The organism is Streptomyces yamdrokensis (genome assembly GCF_053890455.1).
Genome location: NZ_CM132679.1, coordinates 2,777,607 through 2,794,977 on the forward strand (window position 1 = coordinate 2,777,607; position 17,371 = coordinate 2,794,977).

Genomic DNA, 17,371 nt, shown 5'->3' on the forward strand with positions numbered 1-17,371 from the left:
CTGCGCCCGACCCCGCACGGGCCCCCGCGGCCCCCTCACCGGCGACTGTCCATCGCGTCGATCAGCCGCTGCGCCTCGCCCAGCGCCTTTCGCAGGGCGGCGGGGTCGGTGGCGAGGTCGGCGCCCTCGGGCGGCAGCAGCCAGTCCGCGCCCTCCACCGGCGGCTCGGGGACGGGCTCCCCGGGGGCCGGGGCCGGCCCGCGGCCGGCCCCGGCCCGTGTGCAGGTGCTGCCCGGCACGTCCCACTCCGCGGCCGTGCCCGAAGGCACCAGGAACCCGAGCGTGCGCCCTTTGCCGTCGTGCAGGACGGGCCCCACCGCGTCACCCGCCGCTTGGCGCCGGAGGATGTCGACCGCCTCCAGGCCCTGGCGGGCCGGAACCGTCACCACGTCGCAGCAGCCCGGCGGCCCGCCGCGCCGCCTTCGGGGTTCACCGCTTTGGCTGGTCACCATCCCGGCCTCCGCATCTCCGGCCTCCGCATCTCCGGCTCCACCACACACACTGCCGGGTTCAACGCGCCGGACGGCCAACGGCTACGCCGAAACCCAATAGCACAGAATGGCAGTTCATGGCGGATCACGGACGAGATATCCGCTTTGCGGCCAAACTTTGTGTGGCGGCCCGGTCACAGCAGGTACGTTCTTGCCCGCCGGTACCAGGACGGTGCCCGCGCGAAGCATGGACGCACCATGACGAACCGCGAGGAACCGCCCTGTCGTCCGGCATGGTTCGACGGTTCGCAGAGAGGACCCGGCCATGGCGTCGTCAACGGTGCCCTCGTCCCAGCCCGACCGGCCCCCGCGGCCGAATCCCGTCTTCCGGCAACTGCGCGGACCGCGCTCGCCGGCCGAGTTCGCCGCGGCGGTCCGCCGGGCCGCTCGCGAGATCGGCGAGCGGGTCAGCTGCGACGCACGGTACGTGCACCGGGTGGAGGCAGGCGAGATCCGCTGCCCCAACTACGCCTATGAGCGGGTGTTCCTGCACATGTTCCCCGACCGGACGCTGACCGACCTGGGCTTCGCGCCCCGTTCCTCGGTCCGCGGACGCCGGGGGCGGGGCGACGGGGACACTCCCCCGCCGCCCGTCGGGGACCCGGCACTCGTCACGAGTGGGACCGGCGGGACCCCTGGACCGTACGAGACGCGGAACCTGTACCACACGCACCACAACTACGAGGAGAGCGACGTGCTGCGTCGCGCATTCATGACCGGCGGAGGCGCCACGGTGGCCGCCGCCTCGCTGGGCCCGATCGCCCTCGCCCCGGACGCCTCGGCGGCACAGCGCGCCGTGCGCCGCCCGGGCGCGAGCGACGCCGGAGCCCTGGAAGACGCCGTCCGCCACATCCGGCTGCTCGACGACCGGCACGGGGCCGACGGCCTCTACCGGCGGGCCGCCGCACCGCTGCGCGCCGCCTACGCCCTGCTCGACGCCGGCGCGACCCGGCAGCGGACGGCGGAGCGGCTGTACGCGGGCGCCGGTGAACTCGCCATCTCGGTGGGCTGGCTCGCACACGACTCGGGCCGCTTCGACGACGCCCGCTCGCACTACGCGGAGGCGCTGGCGACCGCGCGGGTGACGGGGGACCCCGGGCTCGAGGCGCACGCCTTCTGCAACACGGCGTTCCTCGCCCGCGACGCGGGCCGGCCGCGGGAAGCGGTGCGGGCGGCGCAGGCCGCGCAGCGGGCCGCGCGCCCGCTCGGCTCTCCCCGGCTGATGTCGCTGCTGGCGCTGCGCGAGGCGGGCGGCTGGGCCGGGCTCGCCGACCGGGCGGGCTGCGAACAGGCGCTGGCCCGCGCGCAGGCCTACTTCGACCGCGGGTCCACGCCGGCCGACCCCGAGTGGATGACCTTCTACGGGGAGGCCGAGCTGGAGGGCCTGGAGGCGCAGTGCTGGTCCACCCTCGGCGACTGGCCGCGGGCTGCCCGGCACGCGCGGCGGGCGGCGGAGCTCCAGGACCCGCACTTCACCCGCAACATCGCGCTGTACACGGCGGAGCTGGCGGACGACCTGGCGCGCGGCGGCCTCCCGGACGAGGCGGCCGCGGCCGGGATGCGGGTACTGGACCTGCTGCCGGAGGTCCAGTCGTGCCGGGTCCGGACGATACTGGCGGGCACCGCCCGCGTCCTGCTCCCGCACCGTCGCGCCTCGGGCGTCTCGGCCTTCCTGGACCGCCACGCCTCCCTCCCCCGCGCGGTGTGACCGGCAGGGGCGGTGCCCCGGGGCCCGGGGTCAGCCCGCCAGGTGTCCCAGGTCGTTCCAGCTCTCGACGGCCGGTTCCCCGTACGCCCAGCCCAGGACCGACAGGGAGGTCGGGTTGAGGCGGATGCGGGCCGCGAAGTCGAGCGGCAGCCCCAGCCAGCGGGCACCGACGGAGCGCAGGATGTGCCCGTGGGCGAAGACCAGGACGTCCCGGTCGGCGGAGCGCGCCCAGGTGACCACCTCGTCCGCGCGGGCCGTCACCTCGGCGAGGCTCTCCCCCTCGGGGACGCCGTCCCGCCAGATCAGCCAGCCGGGGCGGTCCGCCTGTATCTCCGCGGGGGTCAGGCCCTCGTAGGCACCGTAGTGCCACTCCATGAGGGTGTCCCAGGGCTGCGCGCGCTCGCCGAACCCGGCGAGTTCGCAGGTCTCGCGCGCGCGGGAGAGCGGGCTGGTGCGCACCTCGACGTCCGGTATCCCGCCGTACGGCGGGCGGCGCAGGCGCTCCCCGAGCAGTTCGGCGCCCCGCCGGCCCTCCTCCAGCAGCGGCACGTCGGTCCTGCCGGTGTGCTTGCCGGACAGCGACCACGCGGTCTGTCCGTGCCGGGCCAGCAGCATGCGCGGTGCCATGGGAGACCTTCCGGGAGAAAACGCAGGCGGAACCCCTCCATCATCGCGCACCCCGGTCGCGGGCAACCCGGTGGGCGGTCGCAGCGTCTATCAGGGCCGGGGCGCCTCGGCGGGGGCGCGTGCACGCCGTAAAGTGGCCGACCACCATTTGGGCACCGCGCAGGGACGAGGGGGAGGGCATTCGGATGCCGCACAGCGAGACACCGGGTACCGAAGGGGCCCCGGCGACCCGGCTGCGCTGGTGGACCGAACTGCCGCTGATCCTTCTCGTGTACGCCTGCTACTCGGCGGGGCGGTTGTTCGTCCGGGGCGACGTCACCGACGCCGTGAACCACGGTCTGGCGATCCTGCGCATCGAGCAGGCGCTGCGTCTCAACGCCGAGCACCCGCTGAACCGGCTCTTCACGCGCGAACCGTGGCTCGGGGTTCCGGCCGACTTCTGGTACGCGTCGCTGCACTACCTGGTGACGCCCGCACTCCTGATCTGGCTGTTCCGCTCCCGCGCGGCGCACTTCCGCGCCGCCCGCACCTGGCTGATGACGTCGACGTTCATCGGGCTGATCGGCTTCACCCTGCTGCCCACCTGCCCGCCCCGGCTGCTCGACGCGAGCCACGGCTTCGTCGACACGATGGCCCAGTACAGCTCGTACGGCTGGTGGGCCGGCGAGGCCAGCGCCCCCAGGGGCCTGGGCGGCCTGACCAACCAGTACGCGGCGATGCCGAGCCTGCACGTGGGCTGGGCCCTGTGGTGCGGCGTGGTCCTGTGGCGGCACGGCGGCACGCGGTTGGCGAAGACGGCCGGTGTGCTCTACCCACTGGTGACGCTCGTTGTGGTGATGGGCACCGCCAACCACTACTTCCTCGACGCGGTCGCGGGCGCCGCGGTGATGGGCGCCGGACTGCTGCTCACGCCGGTCGTGCTGCGGAACGCGGACCGGGCGAGGGCCGGCGTACTGCCGCGTCTCGCACCGCGGTTCGCACCGCGGTTCGCACCGGTCGAAGCGGCCTCGTCCGTCCCGGGTTCCCCAATTGTCAGTGCCGGATGCCAGACTTCCGCGGGTGAGCAATTTCCACGGCAGCGGCAGCGGCAGCTCGAGCCACGGTCCGCCTCCGGAACCGAGCCGGACGTCTCCCCTCCAGCCCGGGAAGAGGACGACCGGACAGCTGCGGCACCGGCTCGCTGAGCTGCGCGGCCCCGGCGTACGGGCCAAGGCGCTGGACGCGCGCGCCCTGGCCGCCCTGGCCGCCAACCCGGGCTGCGAGCGGCGCGCGATCCTGGACGGCGCGGGGGTGGACAAGGCCACGCTCGCGGACGCGCTGGGCTCCCCGTCGGTCTTCGGCCAGTCCCAGTTCGCGTTCGTCCGGGGCAACGCCTTCGAGGCCAGGGTCAAGGCGGACGGCGGCACGGAGTTGCTGCGGCTGGTCCACGAGAAGCTGGACCGCTCCGCCGAACCGCCCGCCGCCGCGCGGGTCCCGGACCTGTCCGCGGCGGGCCACGAGGGACGCCGGGCGCGTACGGAGCTGGCGCTGGGCGAGGCCGTCCGGGCGCCGGGCGAGTGGACGCTGCTCGACCACCCGCTGCTCGCGCTGGACGTCGCGGGCTCCCCGGCGTTCCTGGAGCCGGACGCCGTGGTGGTGCACCCGGACGGCAGTTGGACGGTCGTGGAGATCAAGTCCTTCCCCCTCCTCGACGGTTCGGCCGACCCGGCGAAGGTCGGCGCGGCGGCCCGGCAGGCCGCGGTGTACGTGCTCGCGCTGGAGGAGGTCGCCGCCCGCCTCGCCGCCGCCCCGGACACCGCCCCGGACACGGCCGCGCCCCGCGTGCGGCACCGGATTCTGCTGGTGTGCCCCAAGGACTTCTCCAACCTGCCGACCGCGTCCGCCGTGGACGTGCGCAAGCAGCGCGCGGTGACCGCCCGTCAGCTCACCCGGCTCACCCGGATCGAGAACATCGCGGACGCGCTCCCCGAGGACATCTGCTTCGCCCCCGAGCTGCCCCGCGACCGGCTGGCGGCGTCGGTGGAGTCCGTTCCGGCGAGTTACGCGCCGGAGTGCCTGTCCGCGTGCGAGCTGGCCTTCCACTGCCGGGACCGCTCCCGCGCGCAGGACGCGGTGACCGCCCTGGGCCGCCCGGTCCGCGCCGAGCTGGGCGGTCTGACGACGGTCGAGGACGTCCTGGCGGCGTCCCGCGGCGAGCTCGGGGATCCCGACGATCCGACGGTCGCCGCCCTGCGCCGGGCGGCGGCCCTGCGCGCGGAGGCCCTCGCCGGCGCGGCGGGACCCGTCCCCCCGCCCGTCCGTACGGAGGTGGCCCCTTGTCGCTGATCGCCACCCTCGCCCGCCTCGAGGCCGTCAGCACCGGCCGAGCCCGGCCCGCCGCCACCGTCCGGCACCGGCATCTGTCCGAACGGCCCCTGGTGTTCGTGCCGCTGACCACCGCCGGTGAGGCGGGCGCCCCGCTCGGCGCGCTGGTGGGCACCGACCGGGACGCGCCCCGGCTGCTGGCCGTACCGCAGCCGCGCGACCGCGACCTCAGGTTCGCGTTCCTGGCCGAACTGGCCGACGTGGTCCTGCCCTACATCGACAGCTGCGCCGAGGCCGTCGAGGCCGCGGAGCGCAGCGAGACCGACCCCCAGACCGGCAAGCGGGTCAAGGTCGAGGTCGAACTGTGCGCGGACGCACCACAGTTGATCGTGCCGAGCCGGGCGGGTGTCGACCTCGTACGGCTCCTCGGCCGTTCCACCCGGTTTCGGCGCACGGCGGAGCAGGACCCGGAGGCGCCCTTCCCGGCGCCGCCCCGGGTGCCGTTGCTCGGGCGGTGGCTGACGCACTTCGGGGAGCGGGCCCGGGTGCCCGGGTCGTCGCTGCTGCCGGCCATGACCGACCTGCTGGGCCGGCACTGGGCGACCGGGCAGTCCACTCTGGAGGACCAGCACCTGGGGGCGCTGCTCGCGTGGATCGACCCGCCCGCGGGACGCTCGGGTGCCGAGGCCGCGCAGGAGGCGGAACTGGCGCGGGACGCCGACGGGCAGTTGCGGTGCCCGCCCGCGGGCCCGGCGACCGACCCGGCGTTCGACAACAAGCTGCTCGCCCCGGCGATCGAGCGGTACGACCGGGCCCGTACGGCGTTCGCCGCCGCTCAGGACGGCCTGGAGGCCGACGAGCGGCTCGGCGCGCTGACGGCGGCGGAGCGGGAGATCCGCGAGCTGGTCCGGAGCCGTACGCGGCCCACCTGGGACGCGGTGTGGCGGGGCCTGGACCTGCTGCGGGCGCTGCCCCGGGGCGCGCGGGTCGAGGAGCGGTGGACGCGCGACCGCTGGTCGTTCACCGGCCACCGGGACCGGGTGCTGGCCGGCGAGCCGCCCCAGCCGCGCCGCGACGACGCGGTGACCGCGGCCAACAAGCTCGCCACGCGCGAGCGGGAGCAGGCCCGGCTGGAAGCGCAGGAGGCCCTCGACGATCCGCTGGTGATGGCGGGCCGGCGGTTGTCCGGGGAGGCGTTCGCGGGCGAGGTCACCGATGTCGTCATGGCGTACAGCGAGAGCAAGCGGCCGAGCCCCCGCCCGCTGGTCACCGTCCGCACGGACGACCGCCCGCACCTGGGCGAGCGGGCCCGCGTGTACCGCTCCCTGGGCGGAAAGCCGCAGACGGCCGAGTTCGTCGCCGCGGAGGAGGACGGGTCCCTGCTCATTCTGCGGATCATGGACAAGATGGGCCGCGGCAGGGAGCCGGAGGAGGGCTCGGTGCCGGAGAAGGGCGACCACGTCCTCTTCACGCTGTTCGAGCACGAACCCCGCGGCGGGGCGAAGCTGCCCGACCCCGAGGAGACGCCGTGGACGCACGGCGGCCCGCCCGGTGCACAGGCCGGCGTGCAGGAGCCCGCCGACCCGGTGACCGAGGAGGACGTTCTGTGACGCACTCGCCCGTCGAGACCGTGTTCGACGCCGGCGCGGCGGCCACCCGGGCCACCGACGCGATCCTGCGCGACACCCTGCACGGCACCGCGCGCGGCGTGGTCGTCGACTCCCCGCCCGGCGCCGGCAAGTCCACGCTCGTGGTCCGCGCGGCGCTGGAACTGGCGGACGCGGGCCGCCCGCTGATGGTGGTGGCGCAGACCAACGCCCAGGTGGACGACCTGGTGCTGCGGCTCGCGGAGAAGAACCCCGGGCTGCCGGTCGGCCGGCTGCACAGCAGTGACACCGACCCGTACGACAAGGCACTGGACGGGCTGGACAACGTCCGCAAGTCGGCGAAGGCGTCCGACCTCGCGGGGCTCGACGTGGTCATCTCGACGGCCGCCAAGTGGGCGCACGTCAAGGGCGTCGAGCCGTGGGCGCACGCGATCGTCGACGAGGCGTACCAGATGCGCTCGGACGCGCTGCTCGCCGTGGCCGGACTGTTCGAGCGGGCCCTGTTCGTGGGCGATCCGGGGCAGCTGGACCCGTTCTCGATCGTGGGCAGCGAGCAGTGGGCGGGGCTGTCGTACGACCCGTCCGCGTCCGCCGTGACCACGCTGCTCGCGCACAATCCCGAGCTGCCGCAGCACCGGCTGCCGGTGTCGTGGCGGCTGCCCGCCTCGGCGGCGCCCCTGGTGTCGGACGCGTTCTACCCGTACACGCCCTTCCGCAGCGGTACCGGCCACGGCGACCGGCGGCTCGCGCTCGGGGTGCCGTCGGACGGTTCGGGACCCGACCGGGTGATCGACGAGGCCGCCGAGTCGGGCTGGGGGCTGCTGGAGCTGCCCGCCCGGCACACCCCGCGCACGGATCCGGAGGCGGTGCGGGCGGTGGCGCTGGTGGTCCGCCGGCTGCTGGACCGGGAGGGCGCGTCGGTCTCGGAGCGGTCCGATGACGCGGTGCCGCTCACCGCCGACCGGATCGCCGTCGGCACCGCGCACCGCGACCAGGCGGCGGCGGTACGGGCGGCTCTGGCCGGGCTGGGGGCGGCGGACGTCACCGTCGACACGGCGAACCGGCTCCAGGGGCGTGAGTTCGACGTCACGGTGGTGCTGCACCCGCTGTCCGGCCGCCCCGACGCCACGGCCTTCCACCTGGAGACGGGCCGGCTGTGCGTGCTGGCCTCCCGGCACCGGCACGCCTGCATCATGGTGTGCCGGGCAGGCGTCGGCGAGCTGCTGGACGCCTACCCGTCGACGGAACCGGTCCAGCTGGGCACCCTCGTGAAGTTCCCGGACGGCTGGGAGGCCAACCACGCCGTCCTGGCCCACCTCGCACAGCACCGGGTCACCTGGCAGCCCTGACCTCACCGGCCCCGAGGCCCTCTTGCGGGGCGCGCGAGAATGGAAGGTGGCCCGCTCCTCCCGGCGGGTAGAAGCGCCACCACGCACGTACGCACAAGAACGAAGGAGAAGACATGGCGGAGCCCACGCCGCGTCGGGACGAACCGCGGCTACGCCCCGCGCCCCTGCTGTTCGAGCCCACGGCAGCGGCCGCCGACCCGGAGCACTTCTTCGACCTGGAGTCGATCGACGATCCGCGCGTGCTGCTGGAGCGGGCGACGGAGCTGACGCTCGCGTTCCGTGCGGCGGCGGACCGGGCCATGGAGTTCCAGGCGGTGGCGGCGGCCCAGCTGGCCGACCCCCGGCGCTTCGACCGGCTGACGACCGCCGACATCGCCGAGCGGGCCGAGTGGACCGAGGACTACGCGAAGAAGATGGTCGAGTTCGGCCGGGACCTGCTGCGCGGGGGCGAGGGCCGGGACCACGTCGACCCCGCGTGAGGGCGCCACGCCCGCTGTGACCACCCCACCGGGCCCCGGATTCGCCCGGTCGAACAGACATGGCATATGCCAGGCGGGCAGGATACCCCCTCGCCGCCTCCCTGTCCCCGGTTTCCGCAACCCTGGGGAGCCGTTCCCTCACCGCGGGTAGACAGGCGGCATGAGCAGTACACGCAATGCCCCCGACCTCAGCGGCGTCACGGGTGCCACGGGTGTCACCCCGGACGGCGTCGCCTGGCTCGCCTCCGCAGGAACGTATCCGCGCAGCACCCTCTCCCTCTGGGAGGGGCGGCCGGACGTGCCGGTCGTGCTGCCCTGCGGCTCCGTCTTCGACGTGGTGAGCACGCCCTCGACCTTCGGGCGCCGGATGCTGGACCGGATGTGGGACGAGGGGCCGGGCTCCGGACCGGTGGCCGGGTTCCGCGGCCGCATGCTGCTGTTCGCGGCGCCCGGCACCGCCCAGCGGCTCCCCGCGCTGCTGGAGTGGGAGGAGTGGGACGCCCGCGGCAGGGGCCCCGGGGAGGCCGGCCGTACGGGCGAGGTCCCGCCGCTGCTGTGCCACGGCACCGGTGACGCGGTGACCGTTCCGGCCCCGGTTCCCGGCGCCGGGACGGCCGGCTCCGGCTCGCGCTGGCTGGTGGCCCCGGACACACGTCACCCCTGGCTGCCGGGCCCGGAGGTGCTGCTCTGGGCGGCCGTACGGGCGGCCCGCGCGGCCGTGCGGATATCGATTTTTCCTCCCGCCGACCAGGGTGCTAATGTCTACGACGTCAGCAGGCGCCGCTAGCTCAGTTGGTTAGAGCAGCTGACTCTTAATCAGCGGGTCCGGGGTTCGAGTCCCTGGCGGCGCACGACACGAAAAGGCCTCTTGCCACAGCAAGGGGCCTTTTACGCGTCCGCACCCCCACCCCTGCCGGCCCCTCCGTCGCCGCCCCCGTCCCGGTCCAGGCCGATCTGCACCGTCCAGGCCCCCGAGGCCGTACGCCCCTCCACCTCCACCCGTACGTCGTCCCCCGGCACCGTGAAGCTCTCGCCGAGGGCGACCGGGGCGTCCGCGAGGGCCGGGTAGACCGAGTCCCCCCGGCAGGCCTCCGTGTGCGGGTGGGCGTCGATCACCTGGATCGGGCCCTCACCGGACCGGGTCGTGCCACGCACCCGGTACACCAGCACCCCCGACCGGCAGGCGTCCGCGTCGTCGCCGACGGGCGCCCGCACCTCGAAGGCGAGCACGGTGTCCGGACCGGTGCGCACCACCGCGAGCTTGGTGCCCCGGCCCAGCCCGAAGGCCGGCGCCCCGGCGGCACCCGTCACCGGCACCCCCGGCCCCGCCGCCAGCGGTTCCAGCGTCAGCCGCACCGGTCCCGCGCCCTGCACGCACCGCACCTGCCGGGGCTCCAGCCAGCCCAGCTTCCACTTGTGCCAGCCGAACAGGTCGGGTGCGAGGGCGAACTGGCTGCCCATCAGGTCCCAGTCGCCGACGTGGGTGTCCCAGTCGCCCTTGCCGTCCACGGGCCGGTGGTAGAGGTCGGGGAGGTCGAAGACATGGCCGGTCTCGTGGGCGAGGACCAGCCGGTCCGGGGGGTGCTCCTCGAACACGGTGACGACCCGGCGGATGTCGGTGCCGTCCGCCCGCAGCGGGGTGTCCAGGTTGACGACCTTCGTGGCGTCGGAGTCCACACCGGGGGCGTCCGGGTCGGCGACGAAGTAGACGACGTCGTACCGCGAGAAGTCGACCCGCGGGTCGGCCGCGGCGAGCGCGTCGCGCAGATAGGCGGACCGGTGCCGCGTGGTCCAGTCGCGCTGTATGGCGTACGCGGTGGACGGGCGGGGCATGCGGATCCAGTCGCGCAGGGCGTGCGGGCGCAGGGAGAAACCGCCGTAGGAGGCCCGGTGGAAGAAGTCGCCGGTGGCGGGGAAGTGGTCGGCGGCCAGCTCCTCGGGGGTGGTCAGGGGATGCGAGTCCGGGAAGGACAGGAAGACCATGACCGCGTCCATCCGGCCGGCCGGGCGGGGGTAGGCGGCGTTCCAGGTGTCGAGGCCCTCCGAGTGGTGCGCGTCGGTGCGGATCAGGGCGCACGGCGCCGCGGAGAACGGCTCGGCGTCGGAGGGGGCGCTCATCATGGAGGTCGCGGCGAGCGCCGACATGGTGGTGCACACGGCCGCCGTGCCGCGCAGCCGGGGGCCCGCCGGCGGCCCGCCGGACCACGGCCCCGGCCGGAACCGCGGCCTGGACCCCAGCCGGTCCGGCCCCTGCGGCCCCGCCCTCAGCCGCTCCGTCACTCCCGGACGGCCCCCCGGACGGCCCAACCCCCTCAGAGCCTCACGACCGAGTCCTCTCAGGGGGAACTGACGCGGCACAAAGACCTCCGGGAGACGGTTCACGGGACACCGCACCCAGCCTGTGGGAGTTTGCAGTCATATGCCCTGTTTATCTGCACCGGACGGGTGAGGAGAGCCGGAATCCGTTCACGGACGACACCTCGAACCACTCACGGAACGTCACAACTGGTCGGAGGCCTGAAGAAGTCACCCACCTCCGAGCAGAAACGATCTGGCAGAGATGCGGGACCGTCCTGGACACTGGAGAGTGACTGGAAGGGCTTCAGGGAGACCTCTATGATCGGCACACTTTCCTGAGACATTCCTGAGGCTTTCCGGCACGGACAGCGATCGAGTGCACGGCGGGAGCGAGCGGTGAGCGGAACGTCCGACGGGCCGACGCCCACAGCAGATCCCAACCGGCCGATCGTCACGGAGAGTGAGATCGCCGCCCCACCCCGTACCGGATGCGCCGACCTCCCCCCGCCCCCGTCGTACCGCTCCGTCTTCGCGGCCGCTCCGCTCGCCATGGCCGTGGTGGGCCGTGACGGCCGGGTCATCGGCGCCAACGGCACGCTCGCCGCCCTGCTGGGCCGCGCCCCGGGCACCCTGACCGGTGCGGTCGCCGCCGACCTGGTGGACCTCTCCTCCGACGCCCGCGCCTGGCACGCCTACCGCGACCTGCTGAGCGGCGGGCAGGGCCGGCTGCGCTGCACCCGCCGGCTCAAGCACCCCGAGGGGCACTCGCTGTGGGTGCAGGTGTCGGTCGCCCCGCTCCCCCCGGACGAGGGGGCCGCCCCCCGTGAACGCGGCGAACACGGCGAGCACGGCGAGCACGGCGCATACGACACGCACGACGCCCCCGGCGTGCTGCTGTCGGTCGCCGACGTCAGCGCCCGCCACGAACTCCAGGCCCGGCTCAGGCACTTGCAGATGCACGACCCGGTGACCCGGCTGCCCAACCGCACCCTGTTCTTCGAACGGCTGACGGCCGCCCTGGAGGCGGAGTCCTACGAGGAGAGCGGCACGGGCCGGATCGGGCTGTGCTCCCTGGACCTCGACGGTTTCAAGGCCATCAACGACGCCCTGGGCCACCGCGTCGGCGACCGGCTGCTGGCCGCCGTCGCCGAGCGGCTGACGCTGTGCGCCGAGGAGGCGGGCCGGTCCAGGGGCTGCACCCCGCTGGTGGCCCGGCTCGGCGGGGACGAGTTCGCGCTGCTGGTCGAGGACTCCACGGGCACCGAACAGCTCGCCGAGCTCGCCGAGTCGGTGCTCGGCGCGATCCAGGACCCGTTCGACGTGGCCGGCCATCGGCTGTCGGTGTCGGCGTCCATCGGCGTGGTCGAACGGCACGCGGCCGGGACCACGCCCACCGCGCTGATGCAGGCCGCCGACACGACCCTGTACTGGGCGAAGGCCGACGGCAAGTCCCGCTGGACGCTGTTCGACCCGGAGCGCAACGCGCACCGCATGACCCGTCAGGCCCTCGCCTCCACGCTGCGTCCCGCCGTCGACCGGGGTGAGTTCGCGCTGGAGTACCAGCCGCTGGTCGGCATGGAGGACGACCGGGTGCACGGGGTGGAGGCCCTGGTCCGCTGGAACCATCCGCAGTTCGGCACGCTGACGCCGAATCGGTTCATCTCCATCGCCGAGGAGGACGGCTCGATCGTCAAGCTCGGCCGCTGGGTGCTGCGCACCGCCTGCCGGCAGGCCCGCAGCTGGCAGACCGAGCATCCCGACGAGCCGCCGATCTTCGTCAGCGTGAACGTGGCGGTCCGTCAGGTCTGGGACTCCGACCTGGTGGCGGACGTCGCCGAGACCCTCAAGGAGACGGGCCTGGCGCCGCAGCTGCTCCAGCTGGAACTGACCGAGTCCGCGGTGATGGGCTCCTCGGGCCGGCCGCTCCAGGCGCTGACGGCCCTCAGCGACATGGGTGTACGCATCGCCATCGACGACTTCGGCACCGGCTACTCGAACCTGGCCTACCTCAGCCGGCTCCCGGTGTCGGTGCTGAAACTGGACGGCGCCTTCGTCCGCGGCTTCCAGTACGAGGACCGGGCGGCGGCGCCCAGCCCGGCGGACGAGGCCATCGTCGAGGCGATGGTGCAGCTCGCCCACCGGCTGGGGCTGACGGTCACCGCGGAGTGCGTGGAGACCTCGGCGCAGGCCACCCGGCTGCGCCGGATCGGGTGCGACACCGGTCAGGGCTGGCTGTACTCCCGTCCGGTCCCGCCGGACCGCATCTCCGAACTGCTGGGCGCCCCGGAGGTTCAGGCGGACGTCGTCGGCGATCCGGTCGTCGGCGATCCGGTCGTCGGCAACCCGGTCGTCGGCAACCCGTAGGCGTCCGCGATGAGTTCGTAGGACCGCAGGCGTACGTCACCGCTGTGCGCGTTGGCGGTGATCATCAGCTCGTCGGCGCCGGTGCGCTTGTGCAGGTCGTCCAGGCCGGCGCGGACCTCGTCCGGGGTGCCGTGGACGACGTTGGCGTTCCACGAGTCGACGAACTCCCGCTCCGTCTGCGAGAACGGGTGCGCCTCGGCCTCCTGCGGGGTGGGGACCAGACCGGGGCGGCCGGTGCGCAGCCGGACCATGTTGAGCGCGGCGGCCAGGACCTGGCGCCGGGCGTCCTGTTCGTCCTCGGCCGCGAGCGCGGAGACACCGATCAGGGCGTAGGGCTCGTCGAGGACGTCGCCCGGGCGGAACGACTCGCGGTAGAGGTCCAGCGCGGGGATCGTGTTCTGCGCCGAGAAGTGGTGGGCGAAGGCGAAGGGCAGGCCGAGCATGCCGGCCAGCCGGGCGCTGAACCCGGAGGAGCCGAGCAGCCAGACGGGCGGGCGGTGCGGCGACTGCACCCCGCCGGGCGAGGTCGCCTGGACCGGACCGGGGACGGCGTGGATCCGGCGGTAGGGGTGGCCGTCGGGGAAGTCGTCGTCCAGGAAGCGGGTCAGTTCGGCGAGTTGCTGGGGGAAGTCGTCGGCGCCCTCGTTCAGCCGCTCGGTGCGGCGCAGGGCGGCGGCGGTGGCGCCGTCGGTGCCGGGGGCGCGGCCGAGGCCGAGGTCGATCCGGCCGGGAGCCATGGCCTCCAGCGTGCCGAACTGCTCGGCGATGACGAGCGGGGCGTGGTTGGGCAGCATCACTCCGCCCGAACCGAGCCGGATCCGCTCGGTGTACGCGGCGAGGTGGGCCAGGATCACGGCCGGGGACGAGGACGCCACACCCGGCATGGAGTGGTGCTCGGCGACCCAGTAGCGGTGGAAGCCGCGCGCCTCGGCGAGCCGGGCGAGATCCACGCTGGTGCGCAGCGCGTCAAAGGCGGTGTGCCCGGCGCCGACCGTGACCAGGTCCAGCACGGACAGCGGAACGGGCGCCGAACCGTGCGTCACGCCTCGGATCTCGGCGCCTGCGGTGTCGTCTGCGGCCACGGTGGGGTGCCTCCTGTTTCGAGTGACGTTCGCCGCACCCGTAACAGGAGGCCGTCCCCGCTTATTCCCGGGCGGAACGCGCCCCCGCCCCTCTCACGTCCGCCCGCCCGCCCCGCTCACGCCTGCACGATCGGCTCCCGCGTGAACAGGGCGCCCAGGCTCGGGGCGTTCACCCGGCGGTCCGCGAGACGCAGGGCCTCCCAGACGGTGACCTGGTTGGCGGTGAGGACCGGCTTGCCGAGCTCCTTCTCGAGGGCCGGGATGTGGGCGGCCGTGTGCAGGGCCGTGTCGGGCAGCAGGAGGGCCTGGGCGTCCGGGCGGTCGGCCGCGCGGGCGAGGGCGAACAGCTCGGCCTCGCCCCAGGTGCCGACCTCCGCCGCCGTGATGATCCCGGCGCTGGTCACCCCGGTCACCTCCACCCCGTCGGCCGCCAGGAACTCCACGAAGAGCGCGGCCACGTCGTCCGGGTAGGTCGCGCCGACGGCGACCCGCCGCGCCCCGATCTCCCGCGCCGCGTGCACGAAGGCGAAGGACGTGGAGGACGCGGGCGTGCCCGCCGTACGGGCGAGGGCGCGCACCTGCTCGTGGGCCCCGTCCCAGCCGCGCACGAAGCTGCCGCTGGTGCAGGCCCACACCACGGCGTCGGCTCCGGTGAGCCGCAGTTCCCGGACCCCGGCCGCGAGCCGGTCCGGCGCGCCCATCTCCAGCAGGGCGTCGGCCCGGTGCGCGTCCTCACCGATGTCGGTGTGCGCCAGGTCCACCCGGACGTCGCTGCCCAGCAGTTGCTCGATGCGCGGATAGTCGTCCTCGGCGGAGTGTCCGGGGTAGAGGAATCCCAGTGCGGTCATGTCCAGCCTTCCTGCTGCTTCTCGTCCGGTGCACCGGGGACGCCCTGCGCACCCGGCACACCCTGCGCGTCCGGCACGCCGTGCACGCCCCGCACGTCCGACGGCTCCTGGCCTTCCGGCAGTACGGAGCCGGTCGGCACGGAACCCGTCGGTACGGAGCCGGTCGGCACCACCGGCCCGGCGGCCGGCAGCACCGAACCGGCCGCCGGGCCCGGCAGTGTGCTCCCGGCCCCGGTCCCGGTGCGCGCCGACGTGTCGATCAGCGCCTGATACGGTCCCACCGCCCGGGTACCCAGTCGGCGCAACGCTGCCCACATGGTCACCTGGTTGGCCGAGATCACCGGTATGCGCAGTTCCGCCTCCAGCTGCGGGATCACGTCGTAGGTGGGCAGGTTGGTGCAGGACAGGAACAGCGCGTCCGCCGTGCCGAGCCGGCCGCGCACCGCCGCCCGCCGGGCCATGTCGACCACCTCGCGGTAGGTGACCTTCCAGATCTGCCGGGTCAGGCCCATGTAGGCGCAGCCGGTGACCGCGACCCCGGCCTGCGCCACGTACTCCTCCAGCGCCCGGGTCACCGACACGGTGTACGGCGTCACCAGTGCCAGCCGCCGTACGTCCAGTTCCACCAGTGCCTCCAACAGCGCGCCCGAGGTGGTGAGCGAGGGGACCGAACCGGCCCTGCTCATCGCCTCGCACATGGCGCGCTCGCCCATGACCCCGCCGACGAAGCTGCCCGACGTGCAGGCGTACGCGACGGCCTCGGGGGTGACCTCGGTGAGGGTGCTCACGGCGTTCTGGAGGGTCTCGTGCTCGCTGATCACGCGGGCGAGGTCCAGGCTCACCTCGACCGGTACGTACGGCGTCCGGGTGACGTGCAGGGACACGTCGTCGGGCGTCCACCGCCACAGCTCGCGGTCCAGCGCGAAGTCGAAGGGAGCGACCACACCGACACCGCGCTGCGGGCCTGGTCCGCCGATAAAGGAGACGTCCATGTCAGCACCGGCCTCACGGTGAGGGACGAGCACGCAACGGTTCGTTCAAACGCCCGTGTTGACGACGGTAGGTTCGGGGTGCCAGCGTGGTCAATCAGCACATCTCAGACTTCCGGTCCTCCCGGGGAAAAGGCGGCCATGACCTCCTCCCGGAAAATCCCCCCGACGCCCCCCGCGGCCGGCCCCGCGACCGCCGTGACCAGCCCCGGCACCGGCCCCGGCGCTCCTCCCACGCTGCTCGTCCTGGACGCCGGTCCGCCGCCCCGGCTGGGCCGGCTGACCGGCAGGGTCCGGATCGAGTACGCGGACGCCTCCACGCTCGCCGGGCGGCTGCCGTCCGCCGACGTGCTGCTGGTCTGGGACTTCACCTCGCACGCGGTGCGCGCCGCCTGGCCGGGCGGGGGGCCGAGGCCTCGCTGGGTGCACACGGCGAGCGCGGGCGTGGACCATCTGATGTGTCCGGAACTCGCCGCCTCCGACACGGTGGTCACCAACGCGCGCGGGGTCTTCGACCGGCCGATCGCCGAGTACGTCGCCGCGCTCGTCCTCGCGATGGCCAAGGACCTGCCGCGGACGCTGGAGTTCCAGCGGGAGCGGACCTGGCGCCACCGCGAGTCGCGCAGGGTCGCCGGGACCCGTGCCTGCGTCGTCGGGTCGGGGCCGATCGGCCGGGCGATCACCGGCACGCTCGAGGCGCTCGGGGTCACCACCGCGCTGGTCGGCCGCAGCGCGCGCGCCGCCTCGCGCGGTGACGGCGTCGGCGTGCCTGCCGCTGCCGTGCACGGCCCCGAGGATCTGGACCGGCTGATCGCCGGCGCGGACTGGGTGATCGCCGCCGCGCCCCTGACCGAGCTGACCCGGGGCATGTTCGACGCCCGCCGCTTCGCCCTGATGCAGCCGTCCGCCCACTTCGTCAACATCGGCCGCGGCCCGCTGGTCGTCGAGGACGCGCTCGCCGAGGCGCTCCGCAGCCACCGGATCGCGGGCGCCGCCCTGGACGTCTTCACGTCCGAGCCGCTCACCCCGGACAGCCCCCTGTGGGAGGTGCCGGGACTGCTCGTGTCACCGCACATGAGCGGGGACACCCTCGGATGGCGGGACGAACTCGCTGCCCAGTTCGTGGAGTTGTACGAGTTGTGGGCCGCGGGCGACCCGCTGCCGAACGTGGTCGACAAGCAGCGCGGGTATGTACCCGGACACTGACCCACCCGCCGACCCCCGG

General features: G+C 74.3%; 14 protein-coding genes, 1 tRNA gene and 1 pseudogene. 10 read left to right on the plus strand and 6 right to left on the minus strand.

From position 1 onward, the window contains the following. Positions 1–35: 35 nt before the first annotated feature. The gene (locus ACWZEH_RS11910) at positions 36–452 is read right to left on the minus strand and encodes a hypothetical protein (RefSeq protein ID WP_456198049.1); all 417 of its coding nucleotides are present in this window, start codon (positions 450–452) and stop codon (positions 36–38) included. Positions 453–756: 304 nt separating this feature from the next. On the opposite strand from ACWZEH_RS11910, the gene ACWZEH_RS11915 reads away from it, so the two are divergent. Further along, positions 757–2,199, plus strand: coding sequence for an NsdA family TPR-like regulatory protein (locus tag ACWZEH_RS11915; RefSeq protein ID WP_456198050.1), 1,443 nt, complete (start codon positions 757–759; stop codon positions 2,197–2,199). Between the two features lie 30 nt (positions 2,200–2,229). On the opposite strand, the gene ACWZEH_RS11920 is transcribed toward ACWZEH_RS11915, so the two are convergent. Further along, positions 2,230–2,826, minus strand: a complete 597-nt coding sequence (locus ACWZEH_RS11920; RefSeq protein ID WP_456198051.1) for a histidine phosphatase family protein — start codon at positions 2,824–2,826, stop codon at positions 2,230–2,232. Between the two features lie 185 nt (positions 2,827–3,011). Between ACWZEH_RS11920 and ACWZEH_RS11925 the strand changes: the two genes are divergently transcribed. From ACWZEH_RS11925 to ACWZEH_RS11955, 7 genes are all read left to right on the plus strand, one after another. Further along, the gene (locus tag ACWZEH_RS11925; protein ID WP_456198052.1) at positions 3,012–4,010 is read left to right on the plus strand and encodes a phosphatase PAP2 family protein; all 999 of its coding nucleotides are present in this window, start codon (positions 3,012–3,014) and stop codon (positions 4,008–4,010) included. Then, a complete protein-coding gene (locus ACWZEH_RS11930) occupies positions 3,991–5,151 on the plus strand; it encodes a hypothetical protein (protein WP_456199553.1) in 1,161 nt (386 codons plus the stop codon). The genes ACWZEH_RS11925 and ACWZEH_RS11930 overlap by 20 nt, the downstream gene beginning before the upstream one ends. After that, the gene (locus ACWZEH_RS11935) at positions 5,142–6,740 is read left to right on the plus strand and encodes a hypothetical protein (RefSeq protein ID WP_456198053.1); all 1,599 of its coding nucleotides are present in this window, start codon (positions 5,142–5,144) and stop codon (positions 6,738–6,740) included. The genes ACWZEH_RS11930 and ACWZEH_RS11935 overlap by 10 nt, the downstream gene beginning before the upstream one ends. Next, positions 6,737–8,086, plus strand: a complete 1,350-nt coding sequence (locus ACWZEH_RS11940) for an AAA family ATPase (protein WP_456198054.1) — start codon at positions 6,737–6,739, stop codon at positions 8,084–8,086. The genes ACWZEH_RS11935 and ACWZEH_RS11940 overlap by 4 nt, the downstream gene beginning before the upstream one ends. A gap of 113 nt (positions 8,087–8,199) precedes the next feature. Further along, complete coding sequence (locus tag ACWZEH_RS11945) at positions 8,200–8,565, plus strand: hypothetical protein (RefSeq protein WP_456198055.1); 366 nt, start codon at positions 8,200–8,202, stop codon at positions 8,563–8,565. A 160-nt stretch (positions 8,566–8,725) separates the two neighbouring features. Continuing rightward, positions 8,726–9,352 carry a bifunctional DNA primase/polymerase gene (locus tag ACWZEH_RS11950; RefSeq protein ID WP_456198056.1) on the plus strand — a complete coding sequence of 209 codons (627 nt, stop codon included), beginning with the start codon at positions 8,726–8,728 and terminating at the stop codon, positions 9,350–9,352. Beyond that, positions 9,343–9,416, plus strand: a tRNA-Lys gene (locus ACWZEH_RS11955). The genes ACWZEH_RS11950 and ACWZEH_RS11955 overlap by 10 nt, the downstream gene beginning before the upstream one ends. A 37-nt stretch (positions 9,417–9,453) precedes the next feature. On the opposite strand, the pseudogene ACWZEH_RS11960 reads toward ACWZEH_RS11955, so the two are convergent. Then, positions 9,454–10,954 (minus strand): annotated as a pseudogene (locus tag ACWZEH_RS11960) (M6 family metalloprotease domain-containing protein). Between the two features lie 305 nt (positions 10,955–11,259). Here ACWZEH_RS11960 and ACWZEH_RS11965 point away from each other — a divergent pair. Beyond that, on the plus strand, positions 11,260–13,227 hold the full coding sequence (locus ACWZEH_RS11965; protein WP_456198057.1) for a putative bifunctional diguanylate cyclase/phosphodiesterase: 1,968 nt from the start codon (positions 11,260–11,262) through the stop codon (positions 13,225–13,227). On the opposite strand, the gene ACWZEH_RS11970 is transcribed toward ACWZEH_RS11965, so the two are convergent. The 3 genes from ACWZEH_RS11970 to ACWZEH_RS11980 form a co-directional block, all read right to left on the minus strand. Continuing rightward, positions 13,155–14,309: an LLM class flavin-dependent oxidoreductase gene (locus ACWZEH_RS11970; RefSeq protein ID WP_456198058.1), complete on the minus strand. Its 1,155-nt coding sequence runs from the start codon at positions 14,307–14,309 to the stop codon at positions 13,155–13,157. The two genes, ACWZEH_RS11965 and ACWZEH_RS11970, sit on opposite strands and share 73 nt — an antisense overlap. Positions 14,310–14,425: 116 nt before the next feature. Beyond that, positions 14,426–15,157: a maleate cis-trans isomerase family protein gene (locus ACWZEH_RS11975; protein ID WP_456198059.1), complete on the minus strand. Its 732-nt coding sequence runs from the start codon at positions 15,155–15,157 to the stop codon at positions 14,426–14,428. Next, on the minus strand, positions 15,154–16,149 hold the full coding sequence (locus tag ACWZEH_RS11980) for a maleate cis-trans isomerase family protein (protein ID WP_456198060.1): 996 nt from the start codon (positions 16,147–16,149) through the stop codon (positions 15,154–15,156). The genes ACWZEH_RS11975 and ACWZEH_RS11980 overlap by 4 nt, the downstream gene beginning before the upstream one ends. A 138-nt stretch (positions 16,150–16,287) precedes the next feature. Between ACWZEH_RS11980 and ACWZEH_RS11985 the strand changes: the two genes are divergently transcribed. Further along, entirely contained in the window at positions 16,288–17,352 is a 1,065-nt protein-coding gene (locus tag ACWZEH_RS11985; protein ID WP_456198061.1) for a D-2-hydroxyacid dehydrogenase, read from the plus strand. Positions 17,353–17,371 lie beyond the last annotated feature (19 nt).